The sequence below is a fragment of the Rhodococcus gordoniae genome (genome assembly GCF_001646655.1).
Classification (GTDB): domain Bacteria; phylum Actinomycetota; class Actinomycetes; order Mycobacteriales; family Mycobacteriaceae; genus Rhodococcus; species Rhodococcus gordoniae.
On the sequence record NZ_LPZN01000006.1, the window covers coordinates 24,356 to 44,980 of the forward strand.

The 20,625-nt window shown below is 69.1% G+C and carries 16 protein-coding genes; 10 read left to right on the forward strand and 6 right to left on the reverse strand.

Going from position 1 to position 20,625, the window contains the following annotated elements; all coding sequences use genetic code 11:
• Positions 1-2: 2 nt before the first annotated feature.
• Positions 3-1,751: a malto-oligosyltrehalose trehalohydrolase gene (gene treZ / locus A8G18_RS04750; RefSeq protein ID WP_064062934.1), complete on the reverse strand. Its 1,749-nt coding sequence runs from the start codon at positions 1,749-1,751 to the stop codon at positions 3-5.
• A 111-nt stretch (positions 1,752-1,862) separates the two neighbouring features.
• Here treZ and A8G18_RS04755 point away from each other — a divergent pair, with 111 nt between their 5' ends.
• Positions 1,863-2,531, forward strand: coding sequence for a TetR/AcrR family transcriptional regulator (locus A8G18_RS04755; RefSeq protein ID WP_016934124.1), 669 nt, complete (start codon positions 1,863-1,865; stop codon positions 2,529-2,531).
• Positions 2,532-2,570: 39 nt separating this feature from the next.
• On the opposite strand, the gene A8G18_RS04760 is transcribed toward A8G18_RS04755, so the two are convergent.
• Positions 2,571-2,984, reverse strand: coding sequence for a YchJ family protein (locus tag A8G18_RS04760; protein ID WP_064062935.1), 414 nt, complete (start codon positions 2,982-2,984; stop codon positions 2,571-2,573).
• A 158-nt stretch (positions 2,985-3,142) separates the two neighbouring features.
• Here A8G18_RS04760 and A8G18_RS04765 point away from each other — a divergent pair, with 158 nt between their 5' ends.
• Entirely contained in the window at positions 3,143-3,628 is a 486-nt protein-coding gene (locus tag A8G18_RS04765) for a TIGR00725 family protein (RefSeq protein WP_016934126.1), read from the forward strand.
• Positions 3,629-3,777: 149 nt separating this feature from the next.
• Here the strand turns inward: A8G18_RS04765 and treY are convergent, their stop codons facing one another.
• The 3 genes from treY to A8G18_RS04780 are packed head-to-tail and all read right to left on the reverse strand — an operon-like array spanning position 3,778 to position 10,576.
• Positions 3,778-6,180: a malto-oligosyltrehalose synthase gene (gene treY, locus A8G18_RS04770; RefSeq protein WP_084421506.1), complete on the reverse strand. Its 2,403-nt coding sequence runs from the start codon at positions 6,178-6,180 to the stop codon at positions 3,778-3,780.
• Complete coding sequence (glgX, locus tag A8G18_RS04775; protein ID WP_064062936.1) at positions 6,177-8,450, reverse strand: glycogen debranching protein GlgX; 2,274 nt, start codon at positions 8,448-8,450, stop codon at positions 6,177-6,179. Before glgX ends, treY begins: the two co-directional genes overlap by 4 nt.
• Before the next feature lie 47 nt (positions 8,451-8,497).
• A complete protein-coding gene (locus A8G18_RS04780) occupies positions 8,498-10,576 on the reverse strand; it encodes an acyltransferase family protein (protein ID WP_064062937.1) in 2,079 nt (692 codons plus the stop codon).
• Positions 10,577-10,726: 150 nt separating this feature from the next.
• On the opposite strand from A8G18_RS04780, the gene A8G18_RS04785 reads away from it, so the two are divergent.
• From A8G18_RS04785 to A8G18_RS04815, 7 genes are all read left to right on the forward strand, one after another.
• On the forward strand, positions 10,727-12,016 hold the full coding sequence (locus tag A8G18_RS04785; RefSeq protein ID WP_064062938.1) for an adenosylmethionine--8-amino-7-oxononanoate transaminase: 1,290 nt from the start codon (positions 10,727-10,729) through the stop codon (positions 12,014-12,016).
• Positions 12,017-12,108: 92 nt separating this feature from the next.
• Positions 12,109-13,248: an 8-amino-7-oxononanoate synthase gene (locus A8G18_RS04790; protein WP_064062939.1), complete on the forward strand. Its 1,140-nt coding sequence runs from the start codon at positions 12,109-12,111 to the stop codon at positions 13,246-13,248.
• A complete protein-coding gene (bioD, locus tag A8G18_RS04795) occupies positions 13,245-13,958 on the forward strand; it encodes a dethiobiotin synthase (protein ID WP_064062940.1) in 714 nt (237 codons plus the stop codon). Before A8G18_RS04790 ends, bioD begins: the two co-directional genes overlap by 4 nt.
• A gap of 76 nt (positions 13,959-14,034) precedes the next feature.
• Positions 14,035-14,322, forward strand: coding sequence for a hypothetical protein (locus A8G18_RS04800; RefSeq protein WP_026003506.1), 288 nt, complete (start codon positions 14,035-14,037; stop codon positions 14,320-14,322).
• A complete protein-coding gene (locus tag A8G18_RS04805) occupies positions 14,319-15,155 on the forward strand; it encodes a hypothetical protein (RefSeq protein WP_064062941.1) in 837 nt (278 codons plus the stop codon). The genes A8G18_RS04800 and A8G18_RS04805 overlap by 4 nt, the downstream gene beginning before the upstream one ends.
• 53 nt (positions 15,156-15,208) lie before the next feature.
• Positions 15,209-17,125, forward strand: coding sequence for a fumarate reductase/succinate dehydrogenase flavoprotein subunit (locus A8G18_RS04810; RefSeq protein WP_064062942.1), 1,917 nt, complete (start codon positions 15,209-15,211; stop codon positions 17,123-17,125).
• A 1-nt stretch (position 17,126) separates the two neighbouring features.
• On the forward strand, positions 17,127-17,873 hold the full coding sequence (locus A8G18_RS04815; RefSeq protein ID WP_016935037.1) for a succinate dehydrogenase/fumarate reductase iron-sulfur subunit: 747 nt from the start codon (positions 17,127-17,129) through the stop codon (positions 17,871-17,873).
• 18 nt (positions 17,874-17,891) lie between these two features.
• Here the strand turns inward: A8G18_RS04815 and A8G18_RS04820 are convergent, their stop codons facing one another.
• Positions 17,892-18,887: an iron-siderophore ABC transporter substrate-binding protein gene (locus A8G18_RS04820; RefSeq protein WP_064062943.1), complete on the reverse strand. Its 996-nt coding sequence runs from the start codon at positions 18,885-18,887 to the stop codon at positions 17,892-17,894.
• Between the two features lie 112 nt (positions 18,888-18,999).
• Here A8G18_RS04820 and A8G18_RS04825 point away from each other — a divergent pair, with 112 nt between their 5' ends.
• The gene (locus tag A8G18_RS04825; protein ID WP_172506107.1) at positions 19,000-20,604 is read left to right on the forward strand and encodes an MFS transporter; all 1,605 of its coding nucleotides are present in this window, start codon (positions 19,000-19,002) and stop codon (positions 20,602-20,604) included.
• Positions 20,605-20,625: the final 21 nt, after the last annotated feature.

The following is a 20,625-nucleotide window of genomic DNA, read 5'->3' on the forward strand; positions in this document are numbered from 1 at the left end:
CGTTATCGCTGGGGCATGTCCGGAGCCTCGAGGACGGCGAAGGACCAGCCCGGGACGAGCACCGCGGATTCGGTGCGGTTGACGACCGGTTCGTCCCACCACAGCAGCGGCTTCCCGCCGACCGGCACGGTGACGGGATCGGGTCCGAGATTGCAGGCCACGCGGAGCGCCCCGCGGTGCACGACGAGCCACTTCTCCTCCTCGTCGTAGGTCACGTGCACGTGCTCGAGCCAGGGATCGGTGAGCTCGGCGCGGGCTCGCCGGAGCGCGATGAGCGCCCGGTAGCACTCGAGCAACCGGGCGTGCCCGTCCTCGCCGCGTTCGTCCCAGCGCAGTTTCGATCCGACGAAGGTCTCCGGATCCTGCGGGTCGGGTACGTCGGCGGCGTCCCAGCCGTGTTCGGCGAACTCGCGTCGGCGACCCTCGACGACGGCCGCGGCGAGTTCCGGTTCGGGATGCGACGTGAAGTACCGGAAGGGTGTGCTCGCACCCCATTCCTCGCCCATGAACAACATCGGTGTGAACGGTGAGGTGAGTACGAGCGCGGCCTTCAGGGCGAGCTGTCCGGGTTCGAGATAGGCCCCCGGCCGGTCGCCGAGTGCCCGGTTGCCGACCTGGTCGTGCGTGCAGGTGTAGGCGACCAATCCGCTCGCCGGCGTGCGCCGGGTGTCGAGCGGACGTCCGTGGACGCGTCCGCGGAAGGTGGAGTACGTCCCGGCGTGGAAGAAGCCGTGCCCGAGGGTGTACGCGAGGCAGTCCAGGGAGCCGAAGTCGCCGTAGTAGCCCTGCCGTTCACCGGATACCGCCGCGTGGATCGCGTGGTGGACGTCGTCGGCCCACTGCGCGTGCAACCCGTAACCGCCACCGGGCCGCGGGGTGATCATCCGCGGATCGTTCAGGTCCGATTCCGCGATCAGCGACAGGGGACGACCGAGATGGGCGGACAGGCGGAACGTCTCGACCGCCAGTTCCTCGAGGATGTGCGTCGCAGTGTGGTCGACCAGCGCGTGCACGGCGTCCAGGCGGAGCCCGTCGATGTGGAAGTCGCGGAACCAGCGCAGCGCGTTGTCGAGAATGTACTTGCGCACCTCCCCGGAACCCGGACCGTCGAGGTTGATGTTGTCGCCCCAGACGCCCGGTGCCGCGGAGAGATAGGGACCGAAGCGGCCCAGATGGTTCCCGGACGGGCCGAGATGGTTGTAGACGACGTCGAGGACGACCCCGAGACCGCGCGCATGAGCGGCGTCGACGAAACGCTGCAGCGCGTCGGGGCCGCCGTAGGGCTCGTGGACCGCGTACCAGAGCACCCCGTCGTAACCCCATCCGTGGGTGCCGTTGAACGCGTTGAGCGGCATGAGCTCGACGAATTCGACCCCCAGTTCCACGAGTTCGTCGAGTCGGCCGATCGCGGAGTCGAGGGTGCCCTCGGGGGTGAAGGTCCCCACGTGCATCTCGTAGACGATGCTTCCCGTCAGTTGCCGACCGGTCCAGCCGCGATCGGTCCACTTCGCTCCGTCCACCACGTGCAACTGCGACGGCTCGTGCACGCCCTCGGGCTGCCGGGGCGACCGCGGGTCCGGGAGGACCGCCCCGGTGTCGTCGTCGAGCACGAAACCGTATCGGGCGTCGGGGGCGACATCGACGGTGGCACGCCACCAGCCGTCGTCGTCGCGTTGCATGTCGTGGAGCGTTCCGTCGGCGAACAGGCGGACGGACGACGGGATCGGAGCCCAGACCTCGAAGGTGTGCACCCGACCAGCATGCCGTGTCGGCGGCCCCGGTGCAGCGGATGAGGCCGTCGGGAGCCAGGGCTGCGGTGCATCAAATTTTGCTGCAGCTGCAATGCACTCGATACTGGGGAAGTGAACCCGAATCCCGAGCGAGCCCGCCGACGGTACATCTCACCGTTGCGGGAGGAGTCGGCGCGTCGTACCCGCGAGACGATCCGCGACGCCGCGGCGCGCCTGTTCGTCCGCGACGGCTACGTCAGCACCACCGTCAAGAACATCGCGGACGAAGCAGGTGTCGCCGTACGGACCGTGTTCACCGCCTTCCCCGGCGGCAAGGCGGAGATCTTCCGCGAGGCACTCGACCACGCGGTGGCCGGCGACGGCGACCCGCGGGCGGCCACATCGGATCCGGAACCCCACAAGGGAAGCGGCACGGTCTCGCACGTGGATCTGGTGGTCGAGCAGCTGGTCCGCTACGGCACCGCGATGCTCGAACGTGCGGGTGGGCTGCTCATGACCTCCGTGGAATCGTCGGGGGCCGACCCCGACATGCGTCGATTCGCGGCGGACGACGCGAAGGCGACGGCCGAGAACGCCCGTACCCTCGCCGAAGGGCTCGAACACGCCGGCTGGCTGCGCGAGGACGTCACCGTCGAACACGCCGCCGACGTCCTGTTCACCCTGAGTTCCCCGCAGGTACATGCCCTGCTGCGACGCGAGTGCGGATGGGATGTCGATCGGTACCGGCAATGGCTCTCCGGCACTCTCCGCACGACGTTGCTGCGCACACCCGCGCCGTGACGTCGGTGCTCTGCCCGATCGCACCGTGACGGACTCGATTCAGTCGTCGCCGTGATCGTCGAGGTAGAGCCACTCGCCGTTCTCCCGCACGAACCGGCTGTGTTCGCGCATGGAGTCGGGCACGCCGGACGCCGTCCAGTGCGCGCGGAAGTCCACCCTGCCGGTGGTGTGCAGGAATCCGCCACCGGTGGTGTGCACTATCTCGAGCCCCGTCCAACGCTGCTCGGGGTCGAACTCGATCGAGCGCGGGCGCGTGGTCGGATGCCAGGTCCGCATCAGGTGCGCCGCATCGCCCACCGTGAATGCCGTGTACCGCGAACGCATCAGCCGCTCCGCGGTCGGGGCGTTCGCGCCGGCCAGCAGTGGCCCACAGCATTCGGACAGGGGTACCCCGCGACCGCACGGGCACGGGGAATCCGGGCGGGTATCGGCTCGGCGCTCGGCTCTGCTCATGGCCACAGTGTCCCCCAACCGGTCGCTCGGCCGGCCTCGGGGCGGTGGCTGCGGAGGATCGCCACTGCCGGCGACGAGCGCGGTGTTGTGGAGCGACCGACGCCGGATCGCGAATGATGTTCTCGGACCGCGCGCTCCGGAGCGTTCCATGATGCACAATGCCGAACATGAACGCGCAGCGCTATGTCGGGGTCGTGGGTCCGGGTGAAGCCACGCCCGAACAGCGACGTATCGCCCGGCAGGTCGGGGGGCTCCTCGCCGGCCGCCGGGCCGTCGTGGTCACCGGCGGCCTGGGTGGGGTGATGGCGGCGGCCTGTCGCGGCGCTGTGGAAGCCGGCGGGACGACCCTCGGTCTGCTACCCGGGGACGACCGTGCCGAGGGCAATCCCTATCTGACGGTGGCCGTTCCCACCGGTCTCGGAGAGATGCGCAACGCGCTGCTCGTGCGCAGCAGCGACGCGTTGATCGCGGTGGGCGGCAGCTGGGGCACGATGAGTGAGATCGCGCTCGCGGTCCGGATCGGCGTTCCGGTCATCGCCATCGGGGGCTGGAAGATGCCCGCTGCGGGAGTGCTCGACGTCGAGTCGCCCGCCGAGGCCGTCGAGTGCCTGCACGCACTGTTGTGGCGTAAGGATCCGGTGTGATCCGACCGTGGACACGACGAGGGGCGCGAATCTACGAGTCGGCGTCGGCGGGTTCGTACCGTCGGCGGGTTCGCCTGGAACCGGCGGCGGACCCGCCGGCGCCAGGCCGAAGAAGACGCGCGCGACGCCCTCGACCCTGAACGGCACCTCTATCCGGAATTCCGAACCCGCACGAGCGCTGCCACCGGCAGGGGATCGAGCAGATCGACGATCCGGACCGGCCCGGTGAAGGTGCGTCCGGTCAGGGCATCCGACCATTCGCCGTCCGGCAGGTGAAGAGCCGTGTCCTTCCATCCGGAACGCGACAGCGCCACGGTGTGGCGAGCGGACACCGCGAGCACGTCGAGATCGTCCGGTGCGGGACCACGGCCGAACGCGAGAAGATGCTCGGCGGCCGGGCCGGTGGCGAGTATCGGCACGTAGGCCCCGCCGACGAAGCTCTCCGGACGTTCGCGGCGCAACCGGAGCGCCGTGCGCACGAGCGTGAACTTCGCCGGGGCCGAATCGGGGGCGTCGAGCAGTCGCCGTCGGGCGTCGAAGTCCACCGGCCGCCGATTGTCCGGGTCGACGAGCGAGTCGTCCCACAGTTCGGTGCCCTGATAGACGTCGGGTACACCCGGACCCAGCAGCTGCAGCAACTTCTGGCCGCACGAGACGGCCGCGACGTGCGGTTCGACCTCCGCGACGAACGAGGTCAGCTCGCCCGCGACGGGTCCGTCGAAGATCGCGTCCAGCCAGCCGTCCACGGCGGCCTCGAACTCCTCGTCGACCTCGGTCCACGTGGATCGGGTCCCGTTCTCCCGCAGCGCCTTCTGTGCGTAGGCGTGAACCCGGTCGCGCAGTTCGGCGGTCACCACTCCGTCGAGTGGCCACACCCCGAACAGGGTCTGCCACAGGAACAGTCCGATCGCCGGATCCGGCGCGGGCGCACGGTCGTTCCACGACCCGAGCCGCCGCGACCACTCGTCGGCGACCTGCGAGAGCACACCGATCCTCGCCCGGACGTCCTCGCTGCGCTTGGTGTCGTGGGTCGACAGGGTGGTCATCGCCCGCGGCCAGTGCCGAGCCCGCTGGGTCCATGCAAGGTGGAATTCGGCCGGGGAGACGGAGAAACGGCCGGGTTGCCCGCCCACCTCCTGCAGCGAGATCAGCCGCACCGCACGGTAGAACAAGCAGTCCTCGACCGCCTTGGCGGTCGCGGCCCCGCACACCTGGCCGAAGCGGGTCGCGGATTCGTCCCCGAAGGCCATCGCCCGGGCGAACACCGCGAGCGCGGGACCGAGCGAGGGGTGCGAACGGGCGAGATCGCCGACGATGCGCGGCACCAGGGTCGCGAGCGGCGCGTAATCGGCACGATAGACGGGAAGCTGTGCGGCGACGGCGATCACGGCCTCGTGCAGCGTCCCGTCGTCGCATTCGGTGTCGCCGGTCTCACGCCGGATCGCCCGCACGAGCCGGCGTACCTCCGGTGCGAGCCCGTTCCCGAGCACCGACCGCTTGAGGTCGTGTTCGCGTGCGTGCAGCCACGATACGTCGCCCTCTGCGCCGGTGAACCTGCGCGACAAGGCGTTCAGTTCCGGCTCGCCGGACGGATCGACGAAGACCGCCGACAGTTCCCCGAGCGCGTCGTAGCCGGTGGTGCCGTCCACCGGCAGGGTGGCGTCCAACGGCTCGGCGTCGCCGAGGATCTTCTCGATCACGAGCCACCGCTCGGGGCCGATCACCTCGCGCAGACGCGCGAGATAGCCGGCGGGATCGGCGAGACCGTCCGGATGGTCGACGCGGATCCCGTCGACGAGATCGTCGGCGATCCACGACGCGACCTGCTCGTGCGTCGCGTCGAACACCTCCGGATCCTCCACCCGCACGGCGGCGAGATCGTCGACGGTGAAGAAGCGGCGATATCCGATCAGCCCCGAGTTCCACGCCACGAGACGGTAGGCCTGTCGCGCGTGGACCTCCTCGCCGGTGCCGGCGTCGGTTCCGGGGGCGATGGGAAATCTCTTGTCGTAGTAGGCGAGCAGAGGTTCGTCGCCGGAACGGTCGACGGTCAGGTCACGGATGTCGTCGTCGGACCCGAGCACCGGCAGGGCGATCCGTCCGTCCGCGCCGTTGTCGTCGGCGAGGTCGAGATCGAAGAAGGACGCGTACCGGGACCCGGACCCGTGTTTCAGGACGTCCCACCACCAGGCGTTCTGGCGCGGGTCGCTCACACCGACATGGTTGGGGACGATGTCGACGACCAGTCCCATGCCCCGCGCGCGCGCCTCCCGCGACAACCGCTCCAGCCCCTCGCGGCCCCCGAGCGACTCGGAGACCGTGCCGGGATCGACCACGTCGTAACCGTGGGTGGACCCGATCGTCGCGCTGAGGACGGGGGAGAGGTAGACGTGCGAGACCCCGAGGGCGTCGAGGTAGTCGAGCACGGCGACGGCGTCGGCGAAGGTGCACTCGTCGCCGCGCATCTGGAGTCGGTAGGTGGACAGCACCGACGCAGGGTTCCCCGCGCCGCCGCCGCTCACACCTGCCGACTCCGTAACGTCCGAGGTCACCGGGTTCTCCGGAGCACCAGCACCGAACGCGCCTGCACCCGCACCGGTTTACCGGCGACGACCGTCTCCTCCCGCAGACCGTCGGGGACGTCGGTGTCGAGCGCGACCGTCCACTCCTCGGCGTGCGGGCCGTCGGGGGTGACGAACTCGATCGGTTCGTGATGGGCGTTGAAGCACATCAGGAACGAGTCGTCGACGACGCGCTGCCCCCGCTGATCGGGCTCGGGGATGCCTTCGCCGTTGAGGAAGACCGCGAGGGACTTGCCGAAGCCGCTGTCCCAGTCCTCCGGCATCATCTCGTCGCCGGCCGGGGTGCGCCACGCGATGTCGCGGGACTGATCACCGCTGCGGATGGGCCGGCCCTCGAAGAACCTGCGCCGCCGGAACACCGGGTGCTCGGTCCGCAGCGCGATCACATGGCGGGTGAACGCGAGCAGTTCGGCGTTGGACTCGGCGAGCGACCAGTCCACCCACGACAGTTCGTTGTCCTGGCAGTACACGTTGTTGTTGCCCTGCTGGGTGCGACCGAACTCGTCGCCGTGGGCGAGCATCGGCGTGCCCTGGGACAGGATCAGCGTCGCGAGCATGTTGCGTTGCTGGCGCCCGCGCAGCGCGAGGACCTCGGGATCGTCCGTGGGACCTTCCACCCCGCAGTTCCACGACCGGTTGTGCGACTCGCCGTCGCGATTGTCCTCACCGTTGGCGTCGTTGTGCTTCTCGTTGTACGACACCAGATCCGCGAGGGTGAAACCGTCGTGGGCGGTGACGAAGTTGATCGACGCGCCGGGGCGGCGGCCGGTGTCCTCGTACAGATCGGACGAGCCGGTCAGGCGCGACGCGAACTCACCGAGGGTGGCCGGTTCGCCGCGCCAGTAGTCGCGGACCGTGTCGCGGTACTTGCCGTTCCATTCCGTCCACTGACCGGGGAAATTGCCCACCTGGTAGCCACCCTCGCCGATGTCCCACGGCTCGGCGATGAGCTTGACCTGCGAAACCACCGGATCCTGCTGGACGAGATCGAAGAAGGCCGACAGGCGGTCGACGTCGTGCAGCTCGCGCGCCAGAGTCGACGCGAGGTCGAAGCGGAAACCGTCGACATGCATCTCGGTGACCCAGTAGCGCAGCGAATCCATGATCAGCTGCAGGGTGTGCGGGTGACGGGCGTTGAGGCTGTTGCCCGTTCCCGTGTAGTCCATGTAGTAGGCCTTGTCGTCGTCGACGAGGCGATAGTAGGCGGCGTTGTCGATGCCGCGGAAGCTGATGGTGGGACCGAGATGGTTCCCCTCGGCGGTGTGGTTGTAGACCACGTCGAGAATCACCTCGATGCCGGCCTCGTGGAAGGTCCGCACCATCGCCTTGAACTCGGCGACCACCGCGCTCGGCTTGTTCGACGACGAGTACTCGGCGTGCGGCGCGAAGAACCCGAAGGTGTTGTACCCCCAGTAGTTCCGCAGGCCCTGGTCGAGCAGCACCTGGTCGTGCATGAACTGGTGCACCGGCATCAGCTCGATCGCGGTGACCCCGAGGTCGAGGAGATGGTCGATGATCGCCGGATGCGCGAGCCCGGCGTAGGTGCCCCGCATGTGCTCGGGGACGTCCGGGTGCGTCGCCGTCATGCCCTTGACATGAGCCTCGTAGATGACGGTCTCGTTGTAGGGACGCCGGGGCTGGCGATCCATCGCCCAGTCGAAGAACGGGTTGATCACCACCGTCGTCATGGTGTGGCCCAGCGAGTCCAGTGCGGGCAGATCCGCGGCCGCGTCGGAGGTCCGTCCCGTCGCGATCGCCTCGGGTTCGGCGGTGTCGTCGGGCGCGGTGGCGCCGCCGTCGGTGTCCTCCGATGCCTCGTCCGTGGCCGGGCCGGTCTCGGGCTCGGCGCCGGGCAGCGGGTAGGAGAACAGCGACGGATCGCCGTCGAACGAGCCGTCGAATGCCTTCCCGTACGGATCGAGGAGCAGTTTGCTCGGATCGCATCGGTGTCCGTTCTCGGGGTCGAACGGGCCGTGCACGCGATAGCCGTAGCGCTGGCCGGGTGAGACCGTGGGAAGGTATGCGTGCCAGACGTATCCGTCGACCTCTTCGAGAGGGATGCGGGTCTCCGTCCCCTCGCGTGAGATGAGGCACAGTTCGACCTTCTCGGCGATCTCGGAGAACAGCGCGAAATTCGTGCCGGCCCCGTCGTAGGTCGCTCCGAGGGGGTACGGGGATCCCGGCCACACTTCCAGCGTCTCGGGCATCTCGTCGGTAGCACTCGCTTCGGTGGACTCCATGCCCGCCAACAGTAGTCTTCCGGCGGCCCGGGCACCGGGTGAGCGCGTCACCACCAGCCGGTGGCGGGACCGAGTTGTCTGCCGAGCTCGGGCGTCAGCGTGCGGACGTAGGTGGTGGTGAGGTGGTTCTCGTCGCGGTAGATGAGGATGTTGCCCTCCACCGCCCGGCACAGGTCCGGGCGGCAGAACTGGTCGGACAGGTCGAGCAGCGACACGGTGGGCAGGTGCGCGGAGGCGGCGATGGCCGGGTCGACCGGGTCCAGCGCCTCGCCCCGGGGCACCCCGCACGTCTCGGCGTTGCCGCCCCCGGCGAGGCAGTCGGCGGCCCGGTACGCGACATCGTCGCGGAAGAGCCACGGGTTGTCGCGGATCGCGATCACCGGGATGCCGTAGTCGGCGAGCGTCTGCCACAGGTCGATGTACCAGAACGGAACGAAGTCGCCCGGCCCTTCGCCCTGATCCTTGGTGCGCGTCGAGGTGGTGAACACGTAGTCGGGCGGATCCGCGCGCAGTTCCGCGAGCACGGCGGTCGACCACGTGTCGCACTCGATCGTCGGGGACTCCTCGACGAGCGGGGCGAGCGGATCGGACAACGGGCACCCCACCTTGAGATAGGTGTCGAGGCGGAAACCGTGTTCGATACCGAGCGCGTCGAGCGCGGCGAGCCAGTGCTCCGAATGCGACCCACCGGCGAGCACCATGCGGCGCGTCGCGAGCGGATCGCCGTAGGTGCAGGTCAACGGCGTGCGATTGGTGTGCTGGGCGATGCAGTTGTCGAGTGTCGCAGGAGGCAGGTCGCGATGGGCGACCAGTAGCGGTGGTTGCACCGGCTGCGGCTCGGTGGAGACGGCGGGATCGAAGACGGCGGCGCCCGGATACAGCTCCGCCGGCAACGCCGAGGTGCGCTCGACCGTCTCGGCCGAGCGGTCGACGTAGGTGTGCCAGAGATTGCCGGCCCCGACGAGCGCGACGGCCGCGACCGTCACGAGACCGAGCACGGCCGTCCGGGACGGCCGAGGAGGGGCGACGCGACGGAGAGGCTCCTCGAACCACCGGGTCGACGCCTCGGCGAGCAACAGCGACAGGACGATCACACCGAGCCCGCCCACGAGACCGACCGACGGGTGCCCGCGCACGATCAGGTAGCCGATGAGGAGCGGCCAGTGCCACAGGTACAGCGAGTAGGCGATCGCCCCCAGACGCACCATCGGTGCGGACGCCAGCAGTCGCGCCGACGGGGTGTCGTGGTCGGGACCGGAGCCGACTCCCGCCACGACGAGAGCCATCGCCGCGCCGACGGGCACGAGCGCCCACGGACCGGGGAACAGGGCGTTGCCGTCGAGGACGAAACCGCACGCGAGCAGCACGACGAGTGCGAGCCCACCGAGCACAATCCGCAGCACACGCGGAACCCGCAGCCACGGTGACAGGCACACGAGCAGTCCGCCGAGGGTCAACTCCCAGGCGCGGGCGGCACTGTCGTAGTACAGCCACGACTGCGCCCGGTCGGACAGCACCGCGTACGCCAGCGAGGATGCGGTGAGTGCCGTGAGCAGCACCGTCAGCGGGATACGCACCGGCATCGACATCCGGCGCAGCAGCCATGCGAAACCGAACACCACCACGAGCGCCGCGACGTAGAACTGGCCCTGCACCGCGATCGACCACAGGTGCTGGAGCGGGCTGACCATGGGATCCGCGGCCAGATAGTCACTGGCGGTGAGGGCGAGGTACCAGTTCTGGACGAAGAGCAGCGACGCCCCGGTCTGGTCGGCCACCGCGAGCCACTGTGTGAACGGCTGCAACACGACCGTGGCGACGGCGACGGCGCTGAGCACGAGGACGAGCGGGGGCAGCAGACGCCTGCCGATCCTCCGCAGGACGGGACGCGGGTCGAGCGGCGCCGGGGATTCGGCGGTCCGCAGCAGCGAGCCCACGAAGAAGAAGCCGGACAGTGCCAGGAAGACGTCGACCCCTCCCGAGACGCGGCCGAACCAGACGTGGAAGATCACCACGAGCGCGATCGCCAGTCCGCGCAGTCCGTCGAGATCGGCGCGCCGCGCGGGGCGGGTGCCCGCCGTCCGCGCGGCACTCTCGAGTTCTCGTCCCGAGGTGTGGACGGACATGTGACGGATACCCCCGGTGTCATGCGTGTTCGGCTGTACTGCCGCCCGGCGCCGATCGGTGCACCGGACGATTGCCGTGAGTGTTGTTCACGGCAACTCGGCAGACTACGCGGCTGCGGTGGGGGGCGGCCAACCGCCTACAGTCTGGGCGTGAGCAACTCCTCCCTCTCTCTCGAACGGATTCGCACTCTCGACAGCCGGCACCTGTGGCATCCCTACGGCGCGTTTCCGGCGCCCGCCGAATCGCTCGTGGTCGACCGCGCCCACGGTACCCGGCTCGTTCTCGCCGATGGACGCGAGCTGATCGACGGGATGAGTTCGTGGTGGGCGGCAGTGCACGGATATCGCCATCCGGTTCTCGACGCCGCGGTCCGGGACCAGCTCGAACGGATGAGTCACGTGATGTTCGGCGGCCTCACCCACGAGCCCGCCGCGCGGCTCGCGGAACTGCTCGTCGACATCACCCCCGAGGGTCTCGACACGGTCTTCCTCGCCGATTCGGGCTCGGTGGCGGTCGAGGTCGCCGTGAAGATGGCGGTGCAGTACCAGCGCGCTGTCGGCAGGCCCGGACGGCGTCGTCTGCTCACCTGGCGGGGCGGCTACCACGGCGACACCTTCGCCCCGATGAGCGTGTGCGATCCGGAGGGCGGCATGCATGCGCTGTGGACCGACATGCTGGCGCGGCAGATCTTCGCTCCCGCCCCACCGGCGCATTTCGATCCCGGCTACGTCGCGCAGTTCGAGGCGGTCCTGCTCGAGCACGCCGACGAGCTCGCGGCGATCGTCGTCGAACCGGTCGTCCAGGGCGCCGGCGGTATGCGCTTCCACGACCCGCTCTATCTGCGTGAGCTACGCAGGATGTGCGACGAGCACGGACTGGTGTTGATCTTCGACGAGATCGCGACCGGTTTCGGGCGCACCGGGGAACTGTTCGCGGCCGACCACGCGCAGGTGAGCCCGGACGTGATGTGCGTGGGCAAGGCGCTCACCGGCGGGTACATGACACTCGCCGCGACGCTGTGCACCCGGGCCGTCGCCGAAGCGATCAGCGCCGGCGAGGGCGGCGGCGTGATGCACGGCCCGACCTTCATGGGCAACCCGCTCGCGTGCGCCGTCGCGGTCGCGGCGGTCGAATTGCTGCTCTCCCGCGACTGGCGCGCCGAGGTGGGGGCACTGAACGCGGGCCTGACGGAGGGGCTCGTCCCGGCCCGCGAGCTGCCGGGGGTCACGGATGTTCGGGTACTCGGGGGTATCGGTGTGATCGAACTCACCGACCCGGTGGACATGCGTGCGGCGACCGACGCGACGGTCGCGGCCGGTGTGTGGCTTCGTCCGTTCCGCAATCTCGTCTACGCCATGCCTCCTTACGTGTGCTCCACCGCCGACGTCGCGGAGATCACGTCGGGGATGATCGCTGCGGCGGGCGCCCAGGTCGGGTAAGCCGCCGCGGGGGCATGCCGCGGGACGTTCGACGCGGCATCGACGCGGGCTGCCGCGCCGACTTGAACAGCGTTCAAGTATGGTTACCGTTCATGACCGCACATCCCGCCCTGGCGTGGCTCGACGACACCGCGGCGGCGCGACGCGCAGCGGGTCTGCACCGGGAACCCGTCGTCCGAACCCCCGGCTCGGCCGTCGTCGACCTCGCGTCCAACGACTATCTCGGTCTGTCCCGTCATCCGGAGGTCCTCGCGGGGGCCACCGCCGCACTGCGGCGCTGGGGAGCCGGTGCCACCGGATCGCGGCTGGTCACCGGCACCACCGCCGAACACGAACTGCTCGAACGCGAACTCGCCGACTTCGTCGGGGCGGACAGCGGTCTGGTGTTCTCGAGCGGATACGCCGCGAATCTCGGTGCTGTCGCCGCCCTCGGCGGCAAGGACGCGCTGATCGTCTCCGACGCCGGGGGGCACGCGTCGCTCGTCGACGCGTGCCGGCTGTCCCGCTCGAGAATCGTCGTCACTCCCCACAACGACGTCGGCGCGGTCGCGCACGCCCTCGCGACCCGCACCGAGGCGCGCGCGCTCGTCCTGACCGACTCGGTGTTCAGTACCGACGGAGACCTCGCCCCATTGCGGCGGCTGCACCGCATCTGCCGCTCGCACGACGCGTTGCTCCTCGTCGACGAGGCCCACGGTGTGGGAGTCCGCGGCGCGGGGGGCCGCGGACTCGTCCACGAAATGGGTCTCGCCGGCGAACCCGACGTGGTCGTCACCGCGACGCTGTCGAAATCCCTTGCGTCCCAAGGAGGAGTGGTGCTGGCCGACCGGCGTGTGCGCGAACACCTCGTGGACACCGCCCGAACGTTCATCTTCGACACCGGCCTGGCACCGGCCGCGGTCGGTGCCGCCCGGGGAGCGTTGAAGGTGTTGCGCGCCGAACCCGCCCGTGCCGCGGCCGTACTCGAGCAGGCCGCGCACCTCGCGCGCGTCACGGGCGTCGACGCACCGCCGTCCGCGGTGGTGTCGGTGATCCTCGGCGACCCGCATGTCGCCGCCGATGCTGCTGCGCAGTGCCGCGAACGCGGTGTGCATGTCGGCTGCTTCCGGCCGCCGTCGGTACCGGCCGGCACCTCGCGGCTGCGGCTGACCGCCCGCGCGAACCTCACCACCGACGAACGCGCACTCGTCGACGAGGTGCTCACCGATGTCCTCGCGGGGGCCCGGGCGTGAGCATCCTCGTCGTCACCGGTACGTCGACCGATGTGGGAAAGACCGTCGCGACCGCCGCGCTGGCCGCGAGCGCCGTGGCGGCGGGGCTGCGGGTCGCGGTGTGCAAGCCCGCCCAGACCGGTGTGGCGGACGACGGCCCGGGCGACCTGCAGGAAGTCCGCCGGCTGGTCGGGGGCTCCGTCCACCTCGTCGAACTCGCTCGGTACCCCGACCCGCTCGCACCCGATACCGCCGCGCGGCGCAGTGGACGCCGGTTGCTCGACCTCGACGAGGTCGTCGACGCCGTCCGGAGTCTCGACGCCGGATACGACCTCACCCTCGTCGAAGGCGCCGGCGGCCTGCTCGTCCGCCTCGGCGCCGGGGGCTTCACTCTCGCCGACGTCGCTGCGGCGCTGGGCGCACCCGCGGTGGTCGTCGCGGCGGCAGGGCTGGGCACGCTCAACCACACGGCGCTCACCGTGGCCGCACTCCGCGCGGCGGGGATCGCCTGTCCGGGAGTGATCATCGGATCCTGGCCCGCCGCACCGGATCTGGCGGAGCAGTGCAATCTCGACGACCTCCCGGCCGTCACCGGCGTCCCCGTGGTCGGCAGGATCCCGGCCGGCAGCGGGGCGATCGACGCGGCCCGCTTCGCTGTCCGGGCCTCCGAGTGGCTGGCGCCGCCGCTCCGGACGAAACGGCATGCGAGCGAAGCTTCCGCTGTACTGTGATGGATGCCACACTGCAACGGCCTGTCCCATCGTGTCGGCCGGCGCGACATGCCGACCGCTCGGCCCGGAGGTACGGATGTCCACCAGCGAAGTGCAGGAACTCCAGCGCACCGCCGCCCACCTGCGCCACTGCCTCGGATCACTACGATCGCGCTACGGGGACGCAGCCCCCGTCCGGAGGCTGGCGAACGACCTCGAACGCCTCGACATCGACATACGCGACTTCGCCGAACATCCTCCACGCGAGGCCGTCAACAGTCTCGGTGAACGCATCCCGATCCCCGACACGCCGTACGACGACTCGTTGTTCCGCGGAACGGATACGGACGACGAAGGTCTCGGCGGGCTGCACGGCTCGCGGTGAGCACGTCCGAGGCATCACCGGCGGCCCGCGGCACGCCCGCGACCGGCGTGCGCTCCGCGGGCCGCGCACGGATCGCCGCACGTACGCTGCGGAACGACCGCTGGTGGCAGACCCCCGCACTCACCGTGCTCGGCCTCGGTGTGTTCGTGGTGTACGCGACGATCCGCTCGTTCGTGCGCAGCGCCTACTACGTCGAGGACTACCACTATCTGACGCCGTTCTACTCTCCGTGCGTGAGCGCGTCCTGCGTGGACGGTGCCCGCCATTTCGGAACGTGGGTCGGCGAACTCCCGATGTGGATTCCGCTCGCGTTCCTGTCGCTCCCGCTTCTCCTCGGTTTCCGACTGACCTGCTATTACTACCGCAAGGCCTACTACCGCTCGTTCTGGTTGTCGCCGCCCGCGTGCGCGGTGGCCGAACCCCACCGGCGCTACACCGGCGAAACGCGGTTGCCGCTGATCCTGCAGAACTCGCACCGCTACTTCTTCTACGCCGGTTTCGTGGTGTCACTGATCAACACCTACGACATGATCGCGGCCTTCCGTAGTCCGAGCGGATTCGGCATCGGGCTCGGCAACCTCATCCTGCTGATCAACGTGATACTGCTCTGGGGATACACGCTCTCGTGCCATTCGTGTCGGCACGTCACCGGAGGGCGGCTGCGGCACTTTTCGAAACATCCTGTGCGGTACAGGATCTGGACGTTCCTGTCGAGGCTCAACGTCAGGCACATGCAGTTCGCGTGGATCACGCTGGGCACCCTGATCCTCACGGACTTCTACATCATGCTCGTGGCGAGCGAGACCATCACGGATCTCCGGTTCGTCGGCTGACGGACCCGAGCAGTACGGCGGAAGGGCAGGCGACCGGAAGAGGGGAAGCTCAGATGGTGGATGTCGAACGGCACAAGGTCGACGTCGTGGTGATCGGAGCGGGTGGCGCCGGACTCCGCGCGGTCATCGAGGCGCGGCAACGCGGTTTCTCCGTCGCCGTGGTGTGCAAGTCGCTGTTCGGTAAGGCCCACACCGTGATGGCCGAAGGCGGGTGCGCCGCCGCGATGGGCAACGCCAATCCCCGCGACTCCTGGCAGATCCACTTCCAGGACACGATGCGCGGCGGCAAGTTTCTCAACAACTGGCGGATGGCCGAACTGCACGCGCGCGAAGCGCCCGACCGGGTGTGGGAACTGGAAACCTACGGAGCCCTGTTCGACCGGACACCCGACGGACGGATCAGCCAGCGCAATTTCGGTGGCCACACCTATCCACGACTCGCCCACGTCGGCGATCGCACCGGACTCGAACTCATCCGCACGATGCAGCAGAAGATAGTGTCGCTGCAGCAGGAGGACCACGCCGAACACGGGGATTACGAGGCGCGGGTGCGGGTCTTCGCCGAATGCACCATCACCGAACTGGTGAAGGACGCGGAGGGTCGCATCGCCGGAGCGTTCGGATACTGGCGTGAGACCGGGCGATTCGTGTTGTTCGAGGCGCCCGCCGTCGTCATCGCCACCGGCGGCATCGGCAAGTCGTGGAAGGTGACGTCGAACTCGTGGGAGTACACGGGCGACGGTCATGCGCTCGCCCTGCGCGCCGGTGCCGCCCTGATCAACATGGAGTTCGTCCAGTTCCACCCCACCGGGATGATCTGGCCGCCCAGCGTCAAGGGCATCCTCGTCACGGAGGGCGTCCGCGGCGACGGCGGGGTGCTGAAGAACTCCGAGGGGGAGCGGTTCATGTTCTCCTACATCCCTCCGGTGTTCAAAGGCCAGTACGCCGAAACCGAGGAGGAGGCCGACCGCTGGTACGACGATCAGGAGAACAATCGCCGTACCCCCGATCTGCTCCCGCGCGACGAAGTGGCCCGCGCCATCAATTCGGAGGTCAAGGAGGGCCGCGGCACCCCGCACGGCGGAGTCTTCCTCGACATCGCCTCGCGGATGCCGGCCGCCGAGATCATGCGGCGGCTGCCGTCGATGCACCACCAGTTCAAGGAACTCGCCGACGTCGACATCACTGCCGAAGCGATGGAGGTCGGCCCGACCTGCCACTACGTGATGGGTGGAATCGAGGTCGACCCCGACACCGGCGCGGCCTCCGTGCCGGGACTGTTCGCGGCCGGGGAGTGCTCGGGCGGGATGCACGGGTCGAACCGCCTGGGCGGAAATTCGCTGTCGGACCTGCTGGTCTTCGGCCGCCGGGCCGGTATCGGCGCGGCCGACTACGTCCAGGGCCTGACGACGCGACCGGCCGTGATCGAAGCCGACGTCGACGCCGCGGCACGCGCGGCACTCGCTCCCTTCGATCCGGCCGAGGCCGACCGCGCCGAGAACCCGTACACCCTGCACACCGATCTGCAGCAGGTCATGCAGGATCTCGTGGGCATCATCCGCCGCGCGGACGAGGTCGAACGCGCGCTCGCCGAACTCGACGGGTTACGGTCCCGGATCCGAAACGTCGCAGTGGAGGGACACCGCCAGTTCAACCCGGGCTGGCATCTCGCCCTGGACCTGCGGAACATGCTGCTCGTGTGCGAATGCGTCGCACGAGCTGCGTTGCAGCGCACCGAGAGTCGCGGAGGGCACACCCGCGACGACTATCCGTCGATGGATGCGCAGTGGCGTCGCACACTGCTCACCTGCCGCCTCGACGGGGGCGACCCGTTCGTCCCGGACGTCTCGGTCACCGCCGAGCGGCAGGAGCCGATGCGCCCCGACCTGCTGGAACTGTTCGACATCGACGAACTCGGCAAGTACTACACCGACGAGGAACTCGCGGATCATCCCGGACGGAGGGGTTGAGATGGGATATCGGGCGGCGTTCAGGATCTGGCGGGGCGACGCCGACGGTGGACAGTTGCGCGACTACACCGTCGAGGTCAACGAGGGTGAGGTCGTCCTCGACATCCTGCACCGCCTGCAGGCCACCCAGGCACCGGATCTCGCCGTGCGCTGGAACTGCAAGGCGGGCAAGTGCGGATCCTGCTCGGCGGAGGTCGACGGCCGCCCGCGCCTGACGTGCATGACCCGCATGTCGCTGTTCGATCCCGACGCGACCGTCACGGTGACGCCGATGCGCACCTTCCCGATCATCCGCGATCTCGTCACCGACGTCTCGTTCAACTACCGGAAGGCACGCGAGATACCGGCCTTCGCGCCGCCCCCGGATCTCGCGCCGGGGGAGTACCGGATGCAGCAGGTCGATGTGCAGCGCTCTCAGGAGTTCCGCAAGTGCATCGAATGCTATCTGTGCCAGAACGTCTGCCACGTGGTGCGCGACCACGAGGAGAACAAGGAGGCCTTCGCCGGTCCCCGCTATCTCATGCGCATCGCGGAACTCGAGATGCACCCGCTCGACGTCGCCGATCGGCGCGACGTGGCGCAGGACGAGCACGGCCTGGGCATGTGCAACATCACCAAGTGCTGCACCGAGGTGTGCCCGGAGAACATCCACATCACCGACAACGCGCTGATCCCGATGAAGGAACGCGTCGCCGGCCGCCGCTACGACCCGATCGTCTGGCTCGGCAACAAGCTGTTCCGGCGCTGAGCCACAAGCAGAGAGGGCTCAGTTCACGCGTTCGGCGACCAGCGGAACCAGCTCGTCGAGCGCGAACGGCACCGACAGCACCGAGTTCGTCGAGAACGCCGCAGAGATGTCGGAATCACTGTCGAGCACGAGGAACCGGCCGTCGCGCACCGCCGGGATCTGCCGGAAGACCGGATTGTCGGTCACCTCCGCCGCCGGTACGTAGATCGGCAGCACGATCAGTAGATCCGCATCGAGCAGGTTCAGGTTCTCGTCGGAGACGGTGATGAAGAAGTCGTCCGTCGCCGCGGCCTGCACCTGAGGATTGTTCACGAAGCCGAGCTCGGTCATGAAGTCGACGCGCGAGTCGCCGACGACGTAGGCGCCCCACCCCTCCGACGTGTAGGAGGCGACGGTGACGGTCCTGCCCGCGAACTCGGGGTTGTCGGCGGCGGCCTGTTCGAAGTCCGCATCGATCTGCGACAGCAGTTCGGTGCCCTTGTCCGGGACACCGAGAGCCGCTGCCACGGTGGTCACCTGGTCGTCGAGCGACGTGAGATAGGCGTCGCTGCCTTCCGGGCCGGCGACGGTCGGGGCGATCCCCGACAGCGTCTCGTAGCGGGCCTGCTCACCGGAACTCTTGGTGTCGAGGATCAGATCGGGCTCCTGCGCCGCGAGCATCTCGAAGGACGGCTCGATCGTGCCGATGAGCTCCGGCGGCGAGTCGTACAGCCCCTGCGCCCACGGCCCCACGCCGTCGCCGCCGAAGGCGAGCCAGTCGCTCGCCGCCACCGGCTGAACGCCGAGTGCCAGTGCAGTTTCGGCGTCGCCCCAGCCCAGAGCCGCGACGCGTTCGGGGGCGGACTCGATGGTGACCTCCCCGAACTTCGTGTCGACCGTGACGGGGAAGGCGCCGTCGGCCGGTGCCGAACCGGAGTCGGACTCCGTGTCGGACGATCCGCACGCGGTCAGCGCGATCGCGGTGGCCGTGAACAGAGTGGCGGAACGGAGCAACGCAGCGGATCGGCGTGTCATGAGGGGCCTCGAGTCTGTCGAACAACAAGTGAGGCGATCCTAACCCGGTGGGGTGACCGAAGGTGAAAACCCGCCGGAAACCGCGCAGGGCAGCCGCTCGAGCGCGCACTATGTGTCCGTGACCCCACCTGACGACGGTCGGCCGGCACGGGCGAAGCCGGTGCTGGCCTCGTTGATCCTCGTCGCCGCCGTGGCGAACCTGAACCTCGCCGTCGCGAACGTGGCACTGCCCGAGATCGGGAAGGCGTTCGACGCGAGCCAGACCCAGCTCAACCTCGTTGCGGTCGGGTATTCCGTCGGTCTCGCCGCATCCGTGCTCTACCTTGGTGCCGTCGGCGACCGTTACGGACGCAAGACGATGCTGCTGCTCGGCATGGCGTTGTCGGTTCCCGCATCGGCGGTCGCCGGGTTCGCGCCGAGCACCGAGGTGCTGTTCGCGGCGCGGGTGCTCGGCGGTGTCTCCGCCGGTCTGGCGTTCCCCACCACCCTGGCCCTGATCACCGCACTGTGGTCGGGCGCAGCGCGCACGCGCGCGATCGCGTTGTGGTCGTCGATCGGCGGCGGCCTGACCGCGCTCGGCCCGCTCGTCGCAGGCACCCTGCTCGAACAGTTCTTCTGGGGTTCGGTCTTCCTGGTGACGATCCCGCTCGCGCTGATCGCTTTCGCCCTGACCTGGATGTTCGTGCCCAGCCACGTCAACGAGTCGACCGATCCGGTCGATCATCTCGGCGGTGTGGTCTCGATCGTGCTGGTCGGCTCGCTCGTCCTCGGCATCAACTTCGTGCCCGTCGACGGGATGGAGACCATCGCGGTGTCCGCTCTCGTGATCGCTCTCGTCGCGGTGATCCTCTTCGTCATGCGCCAGCTGCGCGCGGCGAATCCCCTGTTCGACCTGCGCGTCGCGCGGCGCCGGGTGTTCTGGGTCGCGGCCGTGGCGGGCATCATCGTGTTCGGCACCCTCATGGGAACGATGTACATCAGCCAGCAGTACCTGCAGAACGTGCTCGGCTACTCGACGCTCGCGGCCGGATCGGCGGCGCTGCCCGCCGCATTCGTGATGGTGCTGGTGGCACCGCAGTCGGCGAAACTCGTCGGGTCTCGCGGTTCTCGTTTCACCCTGCTGTCGGGTTACGTCGCGATCGTGGCCGGACTCGTCGTCGCGCTGATTCTGTGGGACGAGGACGCGCACTACTGGGTGATCGCCCTCGGATACATGTGCCTGGGAGCCGGTGTCGGTCTCGCCGGTACCCCGGCCTCGCATTCGCTCACGGGATCGGTGCCGGTTTCCCGCGCCGGAATGGCCTCCGGCACGGCCGATCTGCAACGCGACCTCGGTGGAGCGATCGTCCAGTCGATCCTCGGCGCGCTGCTCACGGCCGGATACTCGGCCTCGCTCGCGGCGACGATCGCGGCGAGTCCGCAGGCCGCGTCGGTCGACGAGCAGACCGAGACCGCGTTGGAGAAGTCGTTCGCGGGCGCCGTCGGCATCAGCGAGCACTATCCGCAGTACGCGCCACAGATCATTGCGGCCGCCCGCACGGCGTTCCTCGACGGCGACACCCGCGCCTACACCGCCGCGATCGCCATCGTGCTGATCGGAGCGGCACTGGTGGCCTTCGCCTTCCCCTCCCACACGGCCGAGACGGCGCTGCTCGCCCGGTACGCCGAGGAGGACGGTGACGCGCAGGCCGATTCCTCCGGCGAACCGGCCCGCTGATCCCGGGCCGTCACGCCGTTC

Bases quoted from the DNA above. Each gene is read 5' to 3' on its own strand.
- A8G18_RS04760 (WP_064062935.1), bottom strand. From the start codon at position 2,984: ATGAGCAGAGCCGAGCGCCGAGCCGATACCCGCCCGGATTCCCCGTGC.
- A8G18_RS04765 (WP_016934126.1), top strand. From the start codon at position 3,143: ATGCCGAACATGAACGCGCAGCGCTATGTCGGGGTCGTGGGTCCGGGT.
- glgX (WP_064062936.1), bottom strand. From the start codon at position 8,450: ATGGAGTCCACCGAAGCGAGTGCTACCGACGAGATGCCCGAGACGCTG.
- A8G18_RS04780 (WP_064062937.1), bottom strand. From the start codon at position 10,576: ATGTCCGTCCACACCTCGGGACGAGAACTCGAGAGTGCCGCGCGGACG.
- A8G18_RS04790 (WP_064062939.1), top strand. From the start codon at position 12,109: ATGACCGCACATCCCGCCCTGGCGTGGCTCGACGACACCGCGGCGGCG.
- A8G18_RS04800 (WP_026003506.1), top strand. From the start codon at position 14,035: ATGTCCACCAGCGAAGTGCAGGAACTCCAGCGCACCGCCGCCCACCTG.
- A8G18_RS04810 (WP_064062942.1), top strand. From the start codon at position 15,209: ATGGTGGATGTCGAACGGCACAAGGTCGACGTCGTGGTGATCGGAGCG.
- A8G18_RS04815 (WP_016935037.1), top strand. From the start codon at position 17,127: ATGGGATATCGGGCGGCGTTCAGGATCTGGCGGGGCGACGCCGACGGT.
- A8G18_RS04820 (WP_064062943.1), bottom strand. From the start codon at position 18,887: ATGACACGCCGATCCGCTGCGTTGCTCCGTTCCGCCACTCTGTTCACG.